Origin of the sequence: Afipia sp. GAS231, from assembly GCF_900103365.1 — a bacterium.
In the GTDB taxonomy this organism is placed as follows: Bacteria; Pseudomonadota; Alphaproteobacteria; order Rhizobiales; family Xanthobacteraceae; genus Bradyrhizobium.
Window position 1 is genome coordinate 5,991,411 of record NZ_LT629703.1, and the last position, 19,913, is coordinate 6,011,323.

The following is a 19,913-nucleotide window of genomic DNA, read 5'->3' on the forward strand; positions in this document are numbered from 1 at the left end:
TTAGTTTAAACATATTACGGAACATTGTTCCGAAAAACGGAACGACTGTCAAGAGATGTCAAGCGCCTCGCTCGGAGACGCGGTCCGACAACGCAACGGGAAGATGGAAGCAGGCATGTATCCGGACCCGAATTCATCGTCACAAAAAATGTACGACCGGGCGCTGGCGAGCCTGCCGGGCGGCAATACCCGCACCACCGTGTTCATGAAGCCCTATCCGATCTATGCCGCGCGCGGCGAGGGCTGCCGGGTCTGGGACCTCGACGGCAATGTCTATATCGACTGCATCAACAACTTCACCTCGCAGATTCACGGCCACGCCCATCCCGCCTTGGTCAAGGCCGCGACACAACAGCTCGCACTGGGATCGGCGTTCGGCCTGCCGACCGAATCCGAAGTCGATCTCGCCGAACTGCTGGCGGCGCGACTGCCGTCGGTCGATCAGGTGCGCTTTGCCAATTCCGGCACCGAGGCCGTGATGATGGCACTGAAGGCGGCGCGCGCGCATACCGGCCGGCCAAAGATCGCCAAGTGCGAGGGCGCCTATCACGGCTCCTATGACTATGCCGAGGTCAGCCTCGATCCGACCCCGGAAGCCTGGGGCCGCAACGCGCCGGTATCGGTCGCCTATGCCAAGGGCACGCCCGACAACGTGCTGGCTGACGTCATCACCATTCCCTTCAACGATGCGGAAGCCGCGGTCAGCCTGATCCGCGAGCATGGTCCCGAGCTCGCCTGCGTGCTGGTCGATCCGATGCCGAACCGCGCCGGTCTGGCGCCGGCCGATCAGGCCTATCTGGACGCGCTGCGAGAAGTCACGCGCGAGGTCGGCGCGCTCCTGATCTTCGACGAAGTCATCACCTTTCGCCTCGGCTATCGCGGCGCGCAGGGGATCTGGAACATCGATCCGGATTTGACCACGCTCGGCAAGATCATCGGCGGCGGCTTTCCGGTCGGCGCGATCTGTGGCCACAAGGAATTCATGGCCGTGTTCGATCCGCGCCCCGGTAAGCCCGCGCTGCCGCACGGCGGCACGTTCTCCGCCAATCCGGTGACGATGCGCGCCGGCATCGCCGCGATGGAGCTGCTGGACGATGCGACCTTCACGCGGCTCGATGCGATGGGCGAGGCGGTGCGTTCCGGCATCGATGCGGCGTTTCGCCGCCACGGCGTTCCCGGCCGCACCGTCGGCCTCGGTTCGCTCCTGAAGATTCACTTCGCCGACCGGCCGATCCGCGATTACCGCTCGGCCTATCTGACCGACGAGGAAGCCAAGCGCCAGGCGGTTTTCAACCGCGGCCTGCTCAATCGCGGGGTGCTGGCCGCGGGTTACGGACTGATGGCATTGTCGACCCCGATGACGGACGCCGATATCGAAGCAATCGTCGAGGCGGCATCCGGCGCGTTGGCGGAAGTCGCATCACTCTGAGCAACACCAAGAAAACGGGTACCATGTCCGCCAAGATCGATCCCATCACGCGATCCGTCGTCCAGCACCGGCTCAGTTCGATTGTGAAAGAGATGGGCGAGGCGATGCTTCGCACCTCCTATTCGCAGATCCTCAATTCGAGCCGCGATTTCTCGCTGGCGATCTGCGACACAGATGCGCGCCTGATCGCGCAGGCCGACCACCTTCCGGTTCACGTCGGCGCGCTGCCGTGGGCGACGATCGCGGTCGAGGAGCGGTTCAAGGACGTCAAGCCCGGCGACGTCTTCCTGCTCAACGATCCCTATCATGGCGGCAGCCATCTGCCTGACCTCACCGTATTCGTGCCGGTCTTCGCCGGCGAAAGGCGGCTGCTCTGGACCATCGTACGCGCGCATCAGAGCGATATCGGCGGCGGCACCCATGGCGCCTATAACCCGGCGGCTACCGAGATATTTCAGGAAGGCCTGCGGATTCCGCCGATCAAACTCCACGAAGCCGGCAAGCCGCGCGACGACCTGCTCGACATGCTTGCGCTCAACGTTCGCAACCCCCGGGAATTTCGCGGCGATCTCGCCGCGATGCTGGGCGCGGCGCAGTTGGGCGAGCGGCGCGTATCGAAATTGTTCAACGAATTCGGCGCGCCGGTGGTCGAAGCCGCGATCGAAGCCATTCTGGACACGACCGAACAGCAGACCCGCGCCGTGGTCTCGACTTGGAAGGACGGCGTATTCCACGGCGAGGCGTTTCTCGACGACGACGGCCATGGCCGCAGCGATATCCGGATTGCGGCGAAAGTGACCAAGAAGGGCAGCGACATCGAGGTCGATCTGTCCGGCTCCGATCCGCAGTCGACCAGCTTCGTCAATTCCTCGCATGCCAACATGCAGGCCGCGGTCGCGATGGCCTTTGCCTATCTGATCGACGCCGAAATTCCGAAGAACACCGGCGCGCTGCGTCCGCTCAAGGTGATCGCCAAACAGGGCACCATCGTCTGGGCCGATCCCGGCCGGCCGGTGACGCTGTGCACCAGCCATCCTTCCAACGAAATCGTCGAGGCGATCGTCAAGGCGATGTCGGCTTCCTGTCCGGAACGCGCGATGGCCGGCTGGAGCCGCCGGTTCCGGATCGCGATCCAGGGCGAAGACCCGCGCACCGGCAAGAATTTTATCTGGCATCTGTTCCAGGCGCGTCCCGGCGGCGGCGCGTCGTCGGGTGGCGACGGCTGGTCGTCGATCGGCGAGTGGCATTCGGTCGGCGGCCTGAAATTCGGCAGCATCGAAGTCGCCGAAACCCGCTTTCCCCTGCATTTCCGTCAGCATGAATTTCGCGAGGGCTCCGGCGGCGACGGCCAGTTTCGCGGCGGCCTTGGCGTCTCGCTTGATCTGGTGCTGGAGACGGAAAAGCCTGCGAAGGGCAACACCGCCGGCGACGGTGCGCGCCATGGTCCCTGCGGCATGCTCGGCGGCGAGGACGGCAAGCCGCATCGCTACCGCCTGCTGTCCGAGGGACGCGAGCCGCGCGTGTTGCGCACCAAGGAAGTCGGCATCGAACTGCATCCGGGCGATTGTCTGGAAATTCGCTCCTCGGGTGGTGGCGGCTGGGGGCCACCGTCGAAACGTTCGGCCGAGGCGCGGCAGCGCGATCGCGAACAGGGTCTTGTTGACGCACCGGCGGAGCAGCGTAGCTAACCATGTACAGAATTGGCGTTGACGTCGGCGGCACCTACACCGATCTGGTGGCCACGGATGAAACCGGGCGGACCGTATTCGCGAAATCACCGTCCACACCATCAGATCAATCGATCGGTGTGATGGCGGGGCTGGAAGAACTGGCGCGGCGCCTGAACGTCACGCGCGCGGACATGCTGGCTGCGACCGATCGCCTGGTTCACGGCACGACGGTGGCGACCAATGCGCTGCTGGAGCGCAAGGGCGCCAAGGTCGCGCTGCTTACCACCGAAGGCCATCGCGACGTCATCGAAATGCGCGAAGGCCTCAAGCCCGACCGCTACGATCTGCGCTCGCCGCCGCCGGAGCCGCTGGTGCCGCGCGAATTGCGCTTCGGCATTCGCGAACGGCTCAGGGCCAACGGCGAGGTTTCGATTCCGCTGGATGCGAAATCCGTCGATGACGCCATTGCCGGCATCATGAAGTCAGGCGCGACCTCGGTCGCGGTGTGTTTTCTGCACGCCTACATCAATCCTGCGCACGAATCCGACGCAGTCAAACGGCTGGCGCAGGCGCTGCCCGGCATCGGCGTATCGCGCTCCAGCGACGTACTGCCGCAGATCAAGGAATATGAGCGCGTCTCGACCACGATCGTGAACGCCTATGTCGAGCCGATCGTGCGGCGCTACCTGACCAGTCTCGAGCAGCGACTCACCGAAGCCGGCTTCAAGGGCTCGCTGTTCGTGGTGCTGTCGCATGGTGGCATGGCGCCGGTGGAGGAGGCCTCGCGGCTCGCTGCCGGCACCGTGCTGTCGGGTCCCGCCGGCGGCATGTCCGGTGGCCGGCGCTGTGCGGAACTGGTCGGGATTCCCGATCTGGTGCCGTTCGACATGGGCGGCACCAGCACCGATATTTCGCTGATCTCGGGCGGACAAGCCTCGCTGTCCGCCGATGGTATGCTCGCCGGCCAGCGCATCGCGCTGCGCAGCCTCGATATCGCCAGCATCGCGGCCGGTGGCGGCTCGATCGCCAGCGTCGATGCCGGCAAGACATTGCGAGTTGGCCCGGAAAGCGCGGGCTCGGTGCCGGGGCCGGCGTGCTACGGCAACGGCGGATTGGCTGCGACCGTCACCGACGCCAATGTCGTGCTCGGCTATCTCGATGCGGCCGCGTTCATGGGCGGCAAACGTCCGCTCGACCGTGCGGCCTCGGAAGCCGCGATCGATCGCGTCGCCGCCGCGCTGGAACTGTCGCGGCAGGAGGCCGCCGCCGGCATCTACCGCATGATCAATCTGAAGATGGCCGACGGCATCCGCCTGATGACCTTGCGCCGCGGCGTCGACCCGCGAAAATTCGCGCTGCTCAGTTTTGGTGGCGCCGCAGGGTTGCACGCAGCCGAAGTGGCGCGCGAACTCGAGATCAAGCGCATCATCGTGCCGACGGTTGCGTCGGTGCTGTCGGCCTGGGGCATGCTGACCAGCGATCTCCGCTACGAAGTCAGCCGCACCCATTATGGCGCGGGCCCGCGTATCACCGCGGGCGAAGTCCGCGCGCTGTTTGCCGAGCTGGAGCAGCAGGCCGCCGGCCGGCTTCGTTCATGGTTCGATGGTCCGATCGCGATCGAGCGCTCCGCCGAGATGCGCTATGGCGAGCAGATTTTTGAGATCGACGTGTCGCTCGATGGGCTGGACTGGAACGCGGCAAATCTCGTCGAAGAGATCGAGGAGCGCTTTCACGTCAAGCACGAGGAACTCTACACCTACGCCTCGCGCGGCCAGGAGGTCGTGTTCGTCAACGCCCGCGTCGCGGCTGTCGGCGAAGTCGCACAACGCGGGCAGGATACCAGGCCCGCATCGTCGTCCGGAACCTGTACGCCGCGTGGCCAACGGCAGGCCTTCTTCGGCTGCTGGCGCGAGGTGCCGGTCTATGCGCTGGATGACCTCAAGCCCGGGCACACCTTGGCGGGCCCCGCGATCATCGAGGCCGAGACCACGACGGTGCTGGTCGACACCGGCGACCGTGTCACGGTGAACCCGCTGGGGTGGCTGGATATTGCGTTGCGATGATATGTGGCCCGTAGGGTGGACAAAGCGAAGAGTGCCCACCATTGGGTGCGGCGAATTTAAATGGTGGGCACGGCGCGAGCGCGCCTTTGCCCACCCTACGAGTCCCGCGTGCGGGTATGACGATTGCGACTCAACATTTGATTTCAACAACCCCATTTTCGGCGCTATCCTCCCGCCTGCTGGGTTAGGCGTCACTCGCTTCCGTTAGCTTGGCGTTCGAGGCCATGTTGATGCAAATCATAAGAAAAACCGGACTAACGTCAGCCGTTGTCGCCGCCGTGATCCTGGCGTCGCCCCTGCCGCCGGCCGCGGCCGCCGGGGTCACCGACACTGAAATCCGGATCGGCAACATCATGCCCTATACCGGGCCGCTGACGGCGTTTGCGGCGATCGGACGGGCGGAGGCCGCCTATTTCAACATGGTCAACGAGCGCGGCGGCATCAACGGGCGCAAGATCACGTTCATCACCCGCGACGACAGTTCCAACCCGGTGACAGCGCTCGAGGAGACAAAGAAGCTGGTCGAGGAGCAGAACGTGCTCGTGATGTTCGGCTCGTTCGGCACGCCCGGCAATCTGGCGACGCGCAAATATCTCAATGAGAAGAATATCCCCCAGCTCTTTGTCGCCTCCGGCGATGAGGAGTGGGCGCATCCGAAGAAATTTCCCTGGACGATGGGCTGGCAGCCGACGTTCCGGTCCGAAGGGCGGATCTACGCCAACTACATCCAGGCTTCCTATGCCGACAGCAAGATCGCGGTACTCTGGCAGAACGACCAGTTCGGCCGCGATCTGTTCAAGGGATTGCAGGAGGGGCTCGGGGTCACCGCCAACCACATCGTGGCGGATATCGCCATCGAGGCGGACATGTCTGTTGACGCCCAGGTCGATATCCTCAAGGCGTCCGGCGCCGAGGTGCTGGTGCTCAACTGCGCACCGCCGATCTCGGCGCGCGCCATCCGCCGCGCAGCCGAGCTCGACTGGCATCCGGTGCTGCTGCTGGTCAATGCGGCGGCTTCGATCGCCAACGCGCTGCGGCCGGCCGGCCTCGAGAACGCCATCGGCGTGATCTCGACCTCGTTCTTGAAGGACACCGGCGATACCACCTGGAAGGAAGATCCCGCCATCAAGGCGTGGCTCGCCTTCATGGACAAATATTATCCCGATGGCGACAAGGACGACAGCTACGCCATCTTCGGCTATGCCGCGGCCGAAACCCTGTTGCAGGTGCTGACCCAGTGCGGCGACGACCTGTCGCGCGAGAACATCATGAAGCAGGCGGCGTCATTGCAGAACTACCAGAGCCCGGTCGCGCTGCCGGGCATTGCGATCAACACCGGGCCGGCGGACTTTCGCCCGATCGAACAGATGCGGCTGGTGCAATTCGACGGCACCGCGTGGCAGCCGATCGGCGACGTAATCGAAAGCGCGTTCGCGGCGAGCCCCGGGGATAATTGAGCGGTGGTGCTTCCCCCTCGCCCCGCTCTTGCGGGGAGGGGGGTGGGGTGAGGGGCATCTCTCAGCGAGCAGAGACCATCGAGAGACCTGTACCCCCTCACCCGGATCGCTTTGCGATCCGACCTCTCCCCGCAGGCGGGGCGAGGTTTAGCCCAGCTACTTCTTCTGCCCGTAATTCAACAGCCCGCCCTTGTTCTTCGGCGGATGGGCGCGCAGGCCTTCCTCGTTCGGTTCGGTGCCCCAACCCGGCCGATCCGGGATGATGAGGTGGCCGTCGACGATCTCTGGCACATGCGTGAACAGTTCGTGGTCCCACGCCAGCCGATCGATATCGGTTTCCATGATGCGCAGATTAGGCACCGTCGCCGAGAAATGTGCGTTCTGCATGGTGCAGAGGTGGCCGTAGAAATTATGCGGTGCGACGTTGACCTCGAAATGCTCGGCGGCGGCAGCGATCTTCATCGATTGCCAGACCCCGTTCCACGGTGTGTCGATGATGGCGACGTCCATCGCCTGTTCGTTGAAGTAGGGCAGGAATTCGCGCAGGCCCAACAGCGTCTCGCAGGAAGAAATCGGGTGCGGGCTCTGGCGGCGGATGTAACCCAGCGCCTGCGGGTTGAAGGTGTCGATCTCGACCCAGAACATGTCCATATCCTTGATGGCGCGCAGGATCTTGAGATAGCCCTCGGTCTTGGCGTTGAAGTTGAGGTCGAGCAGCAGGTCGACATCGGGTCCGGCGCCGTCACGGATCGCTTCGAGATGCATGCAGAGATTTCGCAGCACCGTGCGATCGACATTGATCTCGGGCTCGAACGGCGAGCCGAAGCCGGGGCGCCAGCCCTGCGGCTTGCCGTCGGTGTAGACGAAGATGTTGGTCTTCATCGCGGTGAATTTCTTTTCGCGCACCTCGCGGCCGATTCCCTTGACGCCGTCGAGATCGGTGATCGCCGGCTTGAACCAGTCGGGATGGTTGATGCGCCAGGTCGCGCAATGCGACCAGTAGACTCTGATCCTGTCGCGGATCTTGCCGCCGAGCAGGTCGTAGCAGGGCACGCCGAGCGCCTTGGCCTTGACGTCGAGCAGCGCGTTCTCGATGGCGCCGAGCGCCAGCGCCACCACGCCGCCGGCGGCAGGCCGCGTCGCGGAAAACAGTTCGGCGTAAATCCGTTCATGCTGGAACGCATTCTTGCCGACCACGCGCGCCGCAAGCCGCTCGATCGCCGCCGTCACGCCGGGCGCGCCAAAGCCCTCGTCATATTCGCTCCAGCCGACGATGCCGTCTTCGGTCATGATCTTGACGAAGTGGTAGTTGCGCCAGCCGGCGTCGCAGGCGAGCGTTTCGACGCTTCTGATTTGGGACGCCTTGGCCATGGTTTCCTGCCCGATCTTGTTGTTGTCTTTGGCAGATAACAAACAGGGATCGGCGGGCGCGTCAATCGGGCGGAGGCGCGTCCCTAAACCTGCGGCGGAAACAGCGTCGGCCGTGGCCGCGCAAAAACCTGGCGGCCGTTCTTGAAGCCCATCAGCATGTCCGGCATTTCCGCGATCGCGTTGGCGCCAGAGTCGGTATCGAGCACGATCAGATCGGCCGGATTGCCCGGCGCGATGCCGTAGTCGCGCAGGTTCATCAGGCGCGCCGGTAGCTCCGTAACGAGGTCGAGGCAGGCGTCGAACTCGCTGACCCCGGCATGCGCGACATTGGCGTAGAAGTTCGCCATCCGCAGCAGCGACCCATCGCCGAACGGCGTGAACGGATTGAGCACATTGTTGGTCGCGACCGAACACAGCACGCCGTTTTCGACGAGCTTGTGTGCCACCGTCAGCCCGCGTGGTGAATTATGGGTAGCGTCGCGTCCCATCAGATAGAGATCGGTCGCCGGCAGCACGGTGACGGCGACGCCCGATTGCGCCAGCCGCGCGGTCGCGGCCTTCAGGCTTTCCGGCGGCAGCGCCGACAGTTTGGTGGCGTGGCCGATCGCGACCCGGCCGTGATAGTTGCGACGTTCGGTCTGCCGGCAGACTTCTTCCATGTGCCACCACGACGGATCGAGATCGAAGTCGAGATGCAGGTCGACATCGACGTCGAACTGTTGCGCCAGGTCGAACAGTCTTTCGATCTGCGCGTTCGGGTCGGTGTCCATATAGGGACAGCCGCCGATCGCCTCGCCGCCGTCGCGCAATGCTGCGATCAGCAGTTCCTCGGCGCCGGGATCGTTGGTGAGTCCTTCCTGCGGAAACACGCAGATCGAGAGGTCAATGGCCCAGGCATAGTCCCGCTTCAGCGCCTTGACCGCCTCGAAGCCGCGCAGCGCGATGCGCGGATCGATTTCCACATGGGTGCGCATCCGCGTGGTGCCGTGCACGATGGCGCGCTCGATCACGCGGGCGCCGCGCGCATAGACGTCTTCCACCGTGAAATCGCGCTTCATCGCCGCGACCGCGGCAATGGCCTCGGAGACGGTCGAGTGGTCGTGCCCGCAGCGGCCGAGCAGGCAGGCCTTGTCGAGATGAATATGGGTGTCGACGAAGCCGGGCAGCACCAGTTTCCCGCCGACCTCGATCTCGACAGCCTCGCAGGCGAGTTTTGGTTCGATGGCGGCGATCCGGCCGCCGGAGACGCCGATATCGACCGGGGTGGGCGAGGTCCGCGTCCGGGCATTGCGGAAGATCAGGTCGAAGGCCGTTTTCGCGTTCATGGGTCCGGGCGGGCTGGAGCAGACCTTCAGCCTAGCCGAAGCGCAGGGAACGGACAGCTCCAGATTGTGTGCAGTTTGGAGGCTAAACTGTTCAAAAAATGTGCATGCAATTTGGCGGACTGATTGTAGTATTTCGTATCCTTGGGAGAGTCACATGTCCGTTGCCGCCAAAGCCGAGAAAGCCATGTCTGATGCCGAGGTGGTGGAAGCCTATCTGACGGCGTCGATGATCCCGGATCCGGATGCCGCCGCGGCCTATATGAAGCCGGGCACCATCATCACCTTCACCGGCGGCCGCGAATTCGATCATCCGCGCGGCCCGACCGGCTTCAACGCGGCCCGCTATCGCTGGGTCAAGAAAAAGATGGATCGCTTCGACGTCTGCCCGGGCGTGGACGAGACTGTGGTCTACAGCATCGGCACGCTCTACGGCGAATGGATCGACGGCACGCCGTTCGAAGGCAACCGCTATGTCGATCGCTTCGTGGTGAAAGGCGGGCAGATCGTGAAGATGGACGTCTGGAACGACAGCGCCGAGCGGATTCTGGTGAAGCGAGGGATTGAGGCTTAGCTTTGCGTTATCGTCATTGCGAGGAGCGAAGCGACGAAGCAATCCATTCTTTCTTTGCGCCGTGAGATGGATTGCTTCGCTTCGCTCGCAATGACGGTTAGCGCGCCCTCACCACCTTCGACATTTTCACCACCCGCGCGCTCTCGCCCTCTTCGGCGTACGGCGCCAGAATATCCAGCAAATCGCGGCCGCGCTGCGGGGTGGGAGCTACCAGCGCCCTCGTCGCCACCGAATCCAGATGGCTGTGCATCAGGCCCATCACCTTGCTCTCGTCGCCCTTGACCAGCGCCGCGATGATGGCGCGATGTTCGTTGATCGCGCATTCGGTGGAATGCGGACGGCTGTACAAGGACAGAGTGAGGCAGCAGCGATAGGCGACTTCGCTGACGTAACGCACGAGAATCGGGCTGTTCGTCATATGGGCGAGCAGGATGTGAAATTCGGTCGCGAGCCGGATCGAAACCGCGTCGGTGCCGCCACGGGCGCCATCCTCGGCATCGACATGGGCGGTGAGTTCGGCGACCTGCGCCTTGGTCAGCTTGCCGGCGAGCTGGCGCACCACCAGGCGTTCGAGTTCGATGCGGATGTCGAAGGCGTCGCGGGCGTCCTGCCAGCTCGGTGTCGCCACCACGGCGATCCGGTTGCGGCGTAGCTCGACCAGGCCTTCTGCCGCGAGTTGTCCCAGCGCATGGCGGGCGATGGTGCGGCTGACGCCAAAACGTTCGCCGAGCGAATCCTCCGGCAATTTCGCGCCGGGCGCCAACGCCTGCTCGATAATGGCGCGGCGAAGCGCGCGGCAGATCACGCTGACCTTGTCGGACGATTCTGCGGTCTTACTGCCTGGACGAGGCGCCATCGGGCGAATCCTGAAGGGAAGTGCTTCGAATGGCCATCTGATATCATAATTGGCCAACAATTGAGCGCCTCAATTGCATGCAGGTTGAACCGAAGATTGCCCAAAACGAATCCGCAAAATTGCGCCAGAAATTGCGATCCCATTGATTTTCAAGGCTGACTCCGCTGGCATCCGGCTTGCATGCACTTTCGCAATGATGCGCATGCAACCACACCAGGAATTCTCCGGAGCCCCGGTTTCGCCCGTCGCCCTGCCGATCGCGATCGAGCTGTCGGACGTCTCCGTCACCTTCGGTCGCGGCGAGCGCGCGGTGCCGGCGCTATCGCCGACGACGCTGCAGATTGCCGACGGCGAGTTCGTGGCCCTGGTTGGGCCGTCCGGCTGCGGCAAGTCCACCATTTTAAGGCTGGTCTCCGGGCTGGTGCAGCCGACCACCGGCGTCGTCATCGTCGGCGGCCGTGAAGTCGCGGCGCGTGCCTTGCGCGTCGGCATGGCGTTCCAGAATCCGACCATGCTGCCCTGGATGACGATCGAGCGGAACATCATGCTGCCGCTCAAGATCGTCGAACCGTTCCGTTCCCAGTTCCGAAAATTGCGCAAGACCGAATTCCGCGACAAGGCCAATGCGCTGCTGGAGCAGGTCGGCCTCAAGGGGTTCGGCAGCCGTTATCCCTGGCAACTCTCCGGAGGCATGCTTCAGCGCGCCAATCTGTGCCGGGCCTTGATTCACGAGCCGCGCATGCTGCTGCTCGACGAACCGTTCGGCGCGCTCGACCAGTTCACCCGCGAGGAACTGTGGTCAATTCTTCAGGACCTCTGGATGGCGCACAAGCCGACCGTGCTGCTGGTGACCCATGACCTGCGCGAGGCTGCGTTCCTTGGCAGCCGCATCTGCGTGATGAGCGCGCGGCCTGGCCGCATCGTCGACGACAGCCCCGTCGACTTCGAGCGCCCCCGCACGGTCGCCAGAACCTTCGAGCCTGATTTCGTCGCGCTCAATCAGAAACTGCGCGCGTTCATCGTCGACGCCAGAACTGCTGCAAAACAGGGAGCGGCCTGATGCCCGATCTCGATTATCGCCAAAAGGCCTTTTCGGCGGGGCTGATCGTGCTGTTCTTCGTGGGGTGGGAACTGTTCTGCGTGGTGACCCACATGTCCGATCTGGTGCTGCCGCGTCCGTCGCAGGTGTTCGTGACGCTGTTCCAGAAATTCCCGATCCTGTGGCCGCACATTTTGCAGACCCTGGCGACCACCATGATCGGATTCGTGCTCGGCGTCGGCCTTGGTGTCTTGCTCGGCGCCGTGATCGGCGTTTCCAAGACCGCCTATGACACGTGCTACCCGCTGCTGGTCGGCTTCTCCTCGATTCCGAAGGTCGCCGTGGTGCCGATCTTCGTGCTGTGGTTCGGCTCCGGCTCGGTGCCGGCGATACTGACGGCGCTGTCGATCTGCTTCTTCCCGATCGTCGTCAACATCGCGACCGGGCTCGCTACCACCGAACCCGAACTCGAGGACGTGCTGAAAGCGCTGGGCGCCAGCAAGTTCGATATCCTCTGGAATGTCGGTCTGCCCAGAACGATGCCATTCTTTTTTGCCTCATTGAAGGTCGCGGTCAGCTACGCCTTTGTCGGCGCGGTGCTGTCGGAGACCGTCGCCTCGAACAGCGGCATCGGCAACGTGCTGATGACCGCGTCGTCGAATTTCAACGTGCCGCTGGTGTTCGCCGCGCTGTTCGTCCTCGCGGCGCTTGGCGTCGCGCTCTACGTCATCTTCTCGCTGATCGAAGGGCGCGTCACCGGTTGGGCCACCCGCAAGAACGATCTGATCGCCACCTGAACTACGATTTCGTCAACCGTCATCCAACCCAGTCGAGGAGGTCACCATGTTAGCCAGAGTAAGTGCCGCGCTGTTGGGAGCCGTTCTGTTCACGAGCGCTGCGAACGCCGAGGACACGACCATCAAGTTCAAGCTGGGGTGGACGACGCAAGGCAGCGACGCCGCGTTCTTCTATGCCAAGGACAACGGCTACTTCAAGGAGGAGGGCCTCAACGTCGTGATCGACAAGGGCAACGGCTCCGGTGCGACCGTGACGCACATCATGTCGGGCGCCTACGACGCCGGCTTCGGCGACATCAACGCGATCATTCAGAATGCCTCGACCAAGCCAGAGGATGCACCGGTCATGGTCTACATGGTCTGGAACCAGCCGCCATTCGCGATCGTGACCAAGAACGGCAGCGGCATCAACACCATCAAGGATTTCGAAGGGCATACGCTCGGCGGCGCGCAGGGCACGCCGACCACGCGGCTGTTGCCGGTGTTCGTGCAGAAGAACAAGCTGGAAGGCGAGAAGATCAAGTTGTCCAACATGGCGCCGAATCTGCAGGAGCCGATGCTGATCAAGGGCGATATCGACGCCGCTCTGGTGTTCAACATCACCAGCTATTTCAACCTGGTCCTGAACAACCAGGATCCCGACAAGGACTACAAGTGGTTCTCGTTCGGCGACTACGGCATGGACCTCTATTCCAACGGCGTGATGGTGTCGCGCAAGCTGATGGCCTCCAACCCGAAAGCCGTGGCCGGCCTCGTCCGCGCCATCAACAAGGGCATGATCGCGGTCGCCAAGGATCAGAACGCCGGGATCAAGGCGGCGCTGAACTTCGACAATCAGATCAACGTCGATGTCGAAAAGCGCCGTCTGCAATATTCCTTCGACAAGCTGATCGTCTCGCCCGAGATGAAGGAAATCGGCGTCGGCGACGTCAAGGACGAGCGCATGGCCCGCGCCATCGGCATCGTCGTCGAAGGCTACCAGCTTGCCCGGACGCCTGCGCCATCGGAAGTCTTCTCCCGCGAATTCCTGCCGCCGCGCGCGGAGCGTGAGTTGGTGTATACGGCGAATTGACGATCTCCGCGTCGTGACGTCCTATCCGTCACTGACCGCTCTTCCGTCATTGCGAGGAGCGGAGCGACGAAGCAATCCAGTCTTTCGCTTGGCGGAAAGATGGATTGCTTCGCTTCGCTCGCAATGACGGGGAGGGGCCAGTGCCACAAGAAGTTACCGCCACCAGCCTCTTCTCCAGCCCCGAGTTTGGCCTGCTCTCGAATGCCGTCGTCCGGCACGACAACGGCGTTATCACCTCGATCTCCGAGGGATCTGCATCAGCGACCGGCCCGCGTTCCCTCGTGCTTCCGGCCTTCGTCAACGCCCACGACCACGCGCGGCCGACCGCATCGTCGTTCGGCGCGATCGGCATGCCCTTGGAAAGTTGGATCCTGCGTTCGGCACTCGGCACGCCCGTTGATCCCTATCTGACGGCGGCCTCCGCGCTGGGGCGTTCGGCGCGGGCGGGGTGTGCCGCGATGATGGTGCATTACACGCGGCCGAGCGGCACCATGCCGCTGGTTGAGGAAGCCCGGGCGATCGCACGCGCGGCGTCCGATGTCGGTATCCGCATTGCCTTTGCGATTGCGGTGCGCGACCAGAATCCGGTCGTGTATGGCGACGGCGAGCCTGTCTTGTCGGAGCTCGCGAACGACGACCGCAAGACGATCGAGGAACTGTTCGTCCGCGCGCCGATGTCGCCCAAGGCCTATATCGAACTGACCGATGCGATCGCTGCCGCGATATCTGGCCCGAAGGTCGATGTGCAACTCGGCCCCGCTGGCGTGCAGTGGTGCTCGAAGCCGCTGCTCGAAGCGGTGGCGGAGAATTCGGCCGCGACCGGTCGCCGCATTCACATGCATCTCCTTGAAACCATCTATCAGCGTGCCTGGGCCGATGCGAATTTCCCCGACGGTATCATGCGCTATCTCCACGACATCGGCTTCCTGTCGGAACGGTTGACACTCGCGCATTGCATCCATGCGCGTCCGGACGAGATCGAGATGATCGCGGCCTCCGGCGCGCGCATCGTCACCAATTTCAGTTCCAACATGCATCTGCGTTCCGGCCTCGCGCCGATCGCCGCCGCGCACCGCTGCGGCTGCGCGATTGCCGTCGGCGTCGACGGGCTGGCGCTCGACGAGGACGACGATGTGCTGCGCGAGATGCGGCTGGTGCAGATGATGCACGGCGGTCTCGGCTTCAAGCGGACCTGGACGCCTGCCGAATTTTTCGGCCTCGCCATTGCCAACGGGCGCAAGGCGACCGGCGCGCCGGGAACCGGGGCGCTGGTATCCGGCGCGCCAGCCGACTTCGTCACCCTCGATCTCGATCGGCTCGACCGCGACCGGATCATGCCGGTCGACCCGATCGATTTGCTGTTTGCCAGAGGCAATGCACAGCTGGTGCGCGACGTGGTTGTGGACGGTCGGTTGATCGTCAGCGAAGGCCGCTGCCTGGGCGTCGATCTCTCCGCGATCGAGCAGGAACTGCGCGGAATCTTCCGCATCAATGCCGGGAAACTCTCAGGCTTCCAGCGTGCGTGGCCACAGCTCTCGGCCGGCTTGCAAAACTGGTTCGAGCAGCAACTGGATTGCAGCTAATCCCGGCACGTTGGTGCCATTGGTGAATTCCGTTGCGCGGAAGAAAATTCCGCTTGCATCAGCAAGCGGGCGAGGTTTCATGGTCGCCAACAAGAAACTGAACCGGCAGTCACTTTGTGCCGGTCGTCGACCATGAGGAAGCTTGATGGGCGCGTTGTCGCATCTGCGGATTGTCGAGATCGGGAGCGCCGCCGCAACGAGCTATTGCGCCCGCCTGTTTGCTGATTTCGGCGCCAGTGTTCAGAAAATCGAACCGCCGGCGGGAGATCTGCTGCGCCGCGCCGCGCCGTTGACCCCGAAGGGCAACAGCGCGTGGTTTGCGTTTCTCAATTTCAACAAGTCGAGTATCGCGCTCGATCCGAACGACCCGAAGGCTGCATCGCGTCTTGCCGAGCTGATCGGTGGTTGCGACATCCTGCTCGACGGCCGCGACGTCGATGCGGCGGATTGTCCTGCGATCGATCTCGCCGAGATCAAGCGGCGTCATCCCGGCCTCATTCACCTCGAAGCAAGCTGGTTCGGCGGCGAGGGGCCTTACGCCAAATTCGAGGCGACGGACTCCACGATTCGCGCGCTGGTCGGTCTCGTCAAACTGGTCGGTCCGGCCGAGGGAACGCCCATGCATGCGCCGGACTTCCAGACCGGCATCTTCGCCGGCCTCTGGGGTTTCATCGCCGCGGCCTCATCGGTGCTGGGGCGGATGCAGGACGGGCGCGGCCGCAGCAGTCGCCTCAGCATCTTCGAGTCCTCGATTGCCGTCACCGAATACATCATGTTCGAGGCGTTCACGCGCGGCGACGTCATGCGGCGGATCGGCGTTAACAGGTTTTGGCCGACCTTTCCGGTCGGCATCTACGAAACCAAACAGGGCTGGCTCGGCGTCACCACGGTGACGCCGGCGCAATGGCGTTCGTGCTGCGAGATGCTTGGATTGCCTGAGTTGCGCGACGACGCGTCATTGTTTCTCGGCGTCGACCGCCTTCAGCATGTCGATGTCATCGAGACCAAGTTCATTCCGAAGCTGAAGACGCGCACCGCGCAGGAATGGTTCGTGGAAGGCTTGCGGCGCAAGATCCCGATCGTGCCGGTGCCCGCGATTGCCGACCTCGTCGCGGATGAAGAAAAGCAGGTGCGCGGCGCCATCGTGCCGGTCATGATCGGCGACGAAAGCGGCTTTACGGCAGGCTCGATGCAGCGCCTGACGGGAACGCCGCCGCGCAAAGGCGGCGCGGTTCCCGATATTGGCGAGCAGATGCTGGGCAGCGCCCATGTCACCGCGTCCGCTGGCGTAACAGCGCCCGCGCTACAGGGGCAGAAGCGTCTGCCGCTCGAAGGCATTCGTGTGGTCGATTTCTCGATGGGCTGGGCCGGCCCGGTCTGCACGCGGACGCTGGCCGATCTCGGCGCCGACGTGATCAAGATCGAGGCCACGCAGTATCCGGACTGGTGGCGCGGCGTCGATCGCCGCCGGGCCTATGTCCAGGCGCAGATGTACGAAAAGTCCGTCCGCTATTGCATCATGAACCGCAACAAGCGCGGCATCACGCTCGATCTGACCCGGCCGCAGGGCCTCGCGCTGGCCAAGCGACTGCTCGCCGACGCCGACCTCGTGGTCGACAATTATTCCGTCGAGGTGCTGCCGAAGATGGGCCTCGGTTACGACGTGCTGAGCAAGCTCAATCCAAAACTCGTGATGATGTCGATGTCGGCGTTCGGCGCCGGCAGCGCCTATCGCGATTGCCGCGCCTATGGTTCGACGCTCGAACAAGGCTCGGGCCTGCCGAGCGTGGTCGGCGATCCCCTGGGCCCGCCAGTGATGAGTCATACCGCGTTCGGCGACGCCGTCGGCGGTCTCAACGGCTGCGCGGCCGTTCTCACGGCGCTGGTTCACGCCAGATTGACCGGCAAGGGCCAGTTCATCGATCTCGCCCAGATCGAATGCATGATGCCGTTTGCCGCGCCCTGGATCACCGCGCATTCGATCGACGGCAAGGAGCCGGTAAAGTACGGCAACCGTCATCCGGATTTCGTGCCGCATGGTTGTTTCCCCTGCGCCGGTTCCGATAACTGGATCATGGTCGCGGTTTCCAGCGATGCGATGTGGCCGAAGCTGGCGCGCTTGCTCGGCCGGGCCGACTGGGCGCCTGACACGAAGCTGAAGCATGCGGCGGGGCGGCGCGCGATCGAGAGCGAGATCGAGGCCGCGATTGCGGCCTGGACCGCCATGCGCGATCCGGACGCTGCGATGAAGGAATTGCAGGCGGCGGGCATCGCCGCCGGTGTGGCGTGGCTGCCGATCGAACTGTTGCAAGACCCGCAACTCCATGCGCGTGGTTTTATTCAGTACGTCGATCGTGCCTTCATCGGTAAACATCCGCAGCCGTCGATGCCATTTCGTGAGTCCAACGAACCGTTTGCGATTCGCAGCGCGCCGCCGACACTCGGCGAACATAACCACGAAATCCTCGGCGGCCTGCTCGGGCTGTCGGAAGCCGAGATTATCAAGCTCACGCGCGATGGCATCATCGGCACCGAGATGCTGATGGAAGAGCAGCTTGTGAAAGAGAAGAAGCGGGCGACGGGCTGATGGCAACGGCGGGGCCGGCACAGCGCGAGGCGGAAGCGGTTGCGGCCAACCCGCAGGCGCTGATGTCGGTGCGCGGCCTCGGCATCCGCTTCAAGACCTCGCAGGGAGTCTGGCAGGCGACACGCAAGATCGATTTCGACATTGCACCGGGTGAACGTGTCGGCATCGTCGGCGAAAGCGGCTGCGGCAAGACGATTACCGGGCTTTCGATCCTGCGGCTGCTGCCGAACAATATGGCCGGCCTCGACGGCTCGATCCGGTTCGAAGGGGTCGATCTTGCCAAATGCAGCGCGCGGGAAATGCGTGCGATCCGCGGCCGCCGCATCGCCATGATCTTTCAGGAACCGATGAGCGCGCTCGATCCGGTGTTCACCGTCGGTCACCAGATTGCCGAAACCCTGCGCGTCCATACCGGGGTGGCTAAGGAGGAGGCGAGGGCGCGCACGCTTGATATGCTTCGCCGCGTCGGCATCGCTTCGCCGGAGCGACGGATCGACGATTATCCGCATCAATTGTCCGGCGGCATGCGCCAGCGGGTGATGATCGCAGCCGCCCTGATCTGCGGTCCGCAACTGCTGATCGCGGACGAGCCGACCACCGCGCTCGACGTCACCGTGCAGGCGCAGATCCTGGAATTGCTGCGCGACCTCAGCGAGACCTCGAAAACCGCGCTGATGCTGATCACGCATGACCTCGGCGTCGTCGCCGAGACCTGCACCCGGATGATCACGATGTATGCCGGCGAGGTGATCGAGGATGCCAGCGTCGACGCCGCGCTGGTGCGGCCGCTGCATCCCTATACGTCGGGCCTGCTGCGCTCGCTGCCGCACTTGAGCCCGCGCCACGGCAAGCTGCCGTCGATCCCGGGCCGTGTGCCTTCCATTGCCGACATGCCGAACGGCTGTCGCTTCAAGGCGCGCTGTCCGCATGCGGTGTCCGGCTGCGAAGCCGAGCAGGAACTGCGCGATGCCGGGAACGGCCGCAAGGTCCGCTGCTGGCGCTTTGCCGAACTCGATCTGCCCGGCGCGCTGCAACATGCCGCCACGGCGCCGATCGCGGCGATGGTTGCCCGCCCATGAGCGCGCCGGCAGCCGATATTTCGAAGGACTTGATCGTCTCCGTGCGCGATCTGCAGGTCCAGTTCCAGACCAGCGATCGCCGCGCCACCGTGAAAGCGGTCGACGGCGTCAATTTCGACGTTCGCCGCGGCGAGACTTTTGGCATCATTGGCGAATCCGGATCCGGCAAGACCACGATCGGCCGCGCGCTGGTGTTCCTGCTGAAGCCTTCCGCCGGTGCGATCCTGCATAACGGTGTCGATCCGCTGGCGATGCCACGCAGAGAATTTCAAAGCCACCGCCGCGACTACCAGATCATCTTTCAGGACCCCAACGCCGCGCTCAACCCGCGGATGACGATCCTGTCGTCGGTGCTGGAGCCGCTGGAGCTCGCGCGTGGCGGCACCAAAGCCGAGCGCCTGATCCGGGCGCGCGAGGCGCTCGATCGCGTCGGCTTGCCGCAGGACGTCGGCGACCGCTATCCGCATCAATTGTCCGGCGGCCAGAAGCAGCGCGTGGTGATCGCCCGCGCGCTGACGTTACGGCCGAAACTGATCGTCTGCGACGAGGTGGTGGCGGCGCTGGATATGTCGATCCGCGGCGACGTGCTCAACCTGTTTGCGGAGTTGCAGCGCGACCTCGGACTGACATACGTCTTCATTACCCACGACCTTGCCGTGGTGTCGCATATCAGCGAGCGCATCGCGGTGATGTATCTCGGCCGGTTTGTCGAACTCGGGCCCACCGAACAGGTGTCGGAGAAGCCGCTGCATCCCTATACAAGGGCGTTGCTGTCGGCCGAGCCGCGGCCGCTGCCGTCCTCGATGCGCGGCGAGCAGAGGATCATGCTGCAGGGTGAAATCCCGAGCCCGATCGATCCGCCGTCCGGCTGCCGCTTCCGTACCCGCTGCCAGTACGCGCAGGATCTTTGCGCCGAGAAGACGCCGGACTGGCGCGAGCTGTTGCCCGATCACTGGGTCGCCTGCCATTTCGCCGATCGCCCGAATTTTTCGCCGAACTAACCTACTGCCGGAG

Annotated in this window: 15 protein-coding genes; 12 read left to right on the forward strand and 3 right to left on the reverse strand. The window is 63.8% G+C overall.

Annotation, left to right across the window (positions count from 1 at the left end; all coding sequences use genetic code 11):
• Positions 1 to 115: 115 nt before the first annotated feature.
• From BLS26_RS28380 to BLS26_RS28395, 4 genes are all read left to right on the forward strand, one after another.
• Positions 116 to 1,429 (forward strand): aspartate aminotransferase family protein, encoded by a 1,314-nt coding sequence (locus tag BLS26_RS28380; protein WP_092518715.1) that lies wholly within the window; start codon positions 116 to 118, stop codon positions 1,427 to 1,429.
• A 23-nt stretch (positions 1,430 to 1,452) separates the two neighbouring features.
• Positions 1,453 to 3,117, forward strand: coding sequence for a hydantoinase B/oxoprolinase family protein (locus BLS26_RS28385; RefSeq protein ID WP_092515820.1), 1,665 nt, complete (start codon positions 1,453 to 1,455; stop codon positions 3,115 to 3,117).
• Positions 3,118 to 3,119: 2 nt separating this feature from the next.
• Entirely contained in the window at positions 3,120 to 5,162 is a 2,043-nt protein-coding gene (locus tag BLS26_RS28390; RefSeq protein WP_092515821.1) for a hydantoinase/oxoprolinase family protein, read from the forward strand.
• A gap of 230 nt (positions 5,163 to 5,392) precedes the next feature.
• Positions 5,393 to 6,619, forward strand: coding sequence for an ABC transporter substrate-binding protein (locus tag BLS26_RS28395; RefSeq protein WP_092518717.1), 1,227 nt, complete (start codon positions 5,393 to 5,395; stop codon positions 6,617 to 6,619).
• Positions 6,620 to 6,775: 156 nt separating this feature from the next.
• Here BLS26_RS28395 and BLS26_RS28400 read toward each other — a convergent pair whose 3' ends face one another.
• Together BLS26_RS28400 and BLS26_RS28405 are read right to left on the reverse strand one after the other, a co-directional pair.
• Positions 6,776 to 7,990: a mandelate racemase/muconate lactonizing enzyme family protein gene (locus BLS26_RS28400; protein ID WP_092518719.1), complete on the reverse strand. Its 1,215-nt coding sequence runs from the start codon at positions 7,988 to 7,990 to the stop codon at positions 6,776 to 6,778.
• Positions 7,991 to 8,073: 83 nt separating this feature from the next.
• Positions 8,074 to 9,315 (reverse strand): amidohydrolase family protein, encoded by a 1,242-nt coding sequence (locus tag BLS26_RS28405; protein WP_092515822.1) that lies wholly within the window; start codon positions 9,313 to 9,315, stop codon positions 8,074 to 8,076.
• A gap of 154 nt (positions 9,316 to 9,469) precedes the next feature.
• Here BLS26_RS28405 and BLS26_RS28410 point away from each other — a divergent pair, with 154 nt between their 5' ends.
• Entirely contained in the window at positions 9,470 to 9,886 is a 417-nt protein-coding gene (locus BLS26_RS28410; RefSeq protein ID WP_092515823.1) for a hypothetical protein, read from the forward strand.
• A gap of 97 nt (positions 9,887 to 9,983) precedes the next feature.
• Here the strand turns inward: BLS26_RS28410 and BLS26_RS28415 are convergent, their stop codons facing one another.
• Entirely contained in the window at positions 9,984 to 10,742 is a 759-nt protein-coding gene (locus BLS26_RS28415; protein ID WP_092518721.1) for a GntR family transcriptional regulator, read from the reverse strand.
• 202 nt (positions 10,743 to 10,944) lie between these two features.
• On the opposite strand from BLS26_RS28415, the gene BLS26_RS28420 reads away from it, so the two are divergent.
• The 7 genes from BLS26_RS28420 (at position 10,945) to BLS26_RS28450 (ending at position 19,900) form a co-directional block, all read left to right on the forward strand.
• Complete coding sequence (locus BLS26_RS28420; RefSeq protein WP_244541711.1) at positions 10,945 to 11,802, forward strand: ABC transporter ATP-binding protein; 858 nt, start codon at positions 10,945 to 10,947, stop codon at positions 11,800 to 11,802.
• Positions 11,802 to 12,578, forward strand: a complete 777-nt coding sequence (locus BLS26_RS28425) for an ABC transporter permease (protein WP_074825941.1) — start codon at positions 11,802 to 11,804, stop codon at positions 12,576 to 12,578. The genes BLS26_RS28420 and BLS26_RS28425 overlap by 1 nt, the downstream gene beginning before the upstream one ends.
• A gap of 46 nt (positions 12,579 to 12,624) precedes the next feature.
• Positions 12,625 to 13,650: an ABC transporter substrate-binding protein gene (locus BLS26_RS28430; RefSeq protein ID WP_092515824.1), complete on the forward strand. Its 1,026-nt coding sequence runs from the start codon at positions 12,625 to 12,627 to the stop codon at positions 13,648 to 13,650.
• Between the two features lie 140 nt (positions 13,651 to 13,790).
• Positions 13,791 to 15,233 (forward strand): amidohydrolase family protein, encoded by a 1,443-nt coding sequence (locus BLS26_RS28435; protein ID WP_092515825.1) that lies wholly within the window; start codon positions 13,791 to 13,793, stop codon positions 15,231 to 15,233.
• Positions 15,234 to 15,378: 145 nt separating this feature from the next.
• On the forward strand, positions 15,379 to 17,820 hold the full coding sequence (locus BLS26_RS28440) for a CaiB/BaiF CoA-transferase family protein (protein ID WP_092515826.1): 2,442 nt from the start codon (positions 15,379 to 15,381) through the stop codon (positions 17,818 to 17,820).
• Positions 17,820 to 18,899 carry an ABC transporter ATP-binding protein gene (locus BLS26_RS28445; protein ID WP_092515827.1) on the forward strand — a complete coding sequence of 360 codons (1,080 nt, stop codon included), beginning with the start codon at positions 17,820 to 17,822 and terminating at the stop codon, positions 18,897 to 18,899. Before BLS26_RS28440 ends, BLS26_RS28445 begins: the two co-directional genes overlap by 1 nt.
• Complete coding sequence (locus BLS26_RS28450) at positions 18,896 to 19,900, forward strand: ABC transporter ATP-binding protein (RefSeq protein ID WP_092515828.1); 1,005 nt, start codon at positions 18,896 to 18,898, stop codon at positions 19,898 to 19,900. Before BLS26_RS28445 ends, BLS26_RS28450 begins: the two co-directional genes overlap by 4 nt.
• The last annotated feature ends 13 nt before the right edge of the window (positions 19,901 to 19,913 follow it).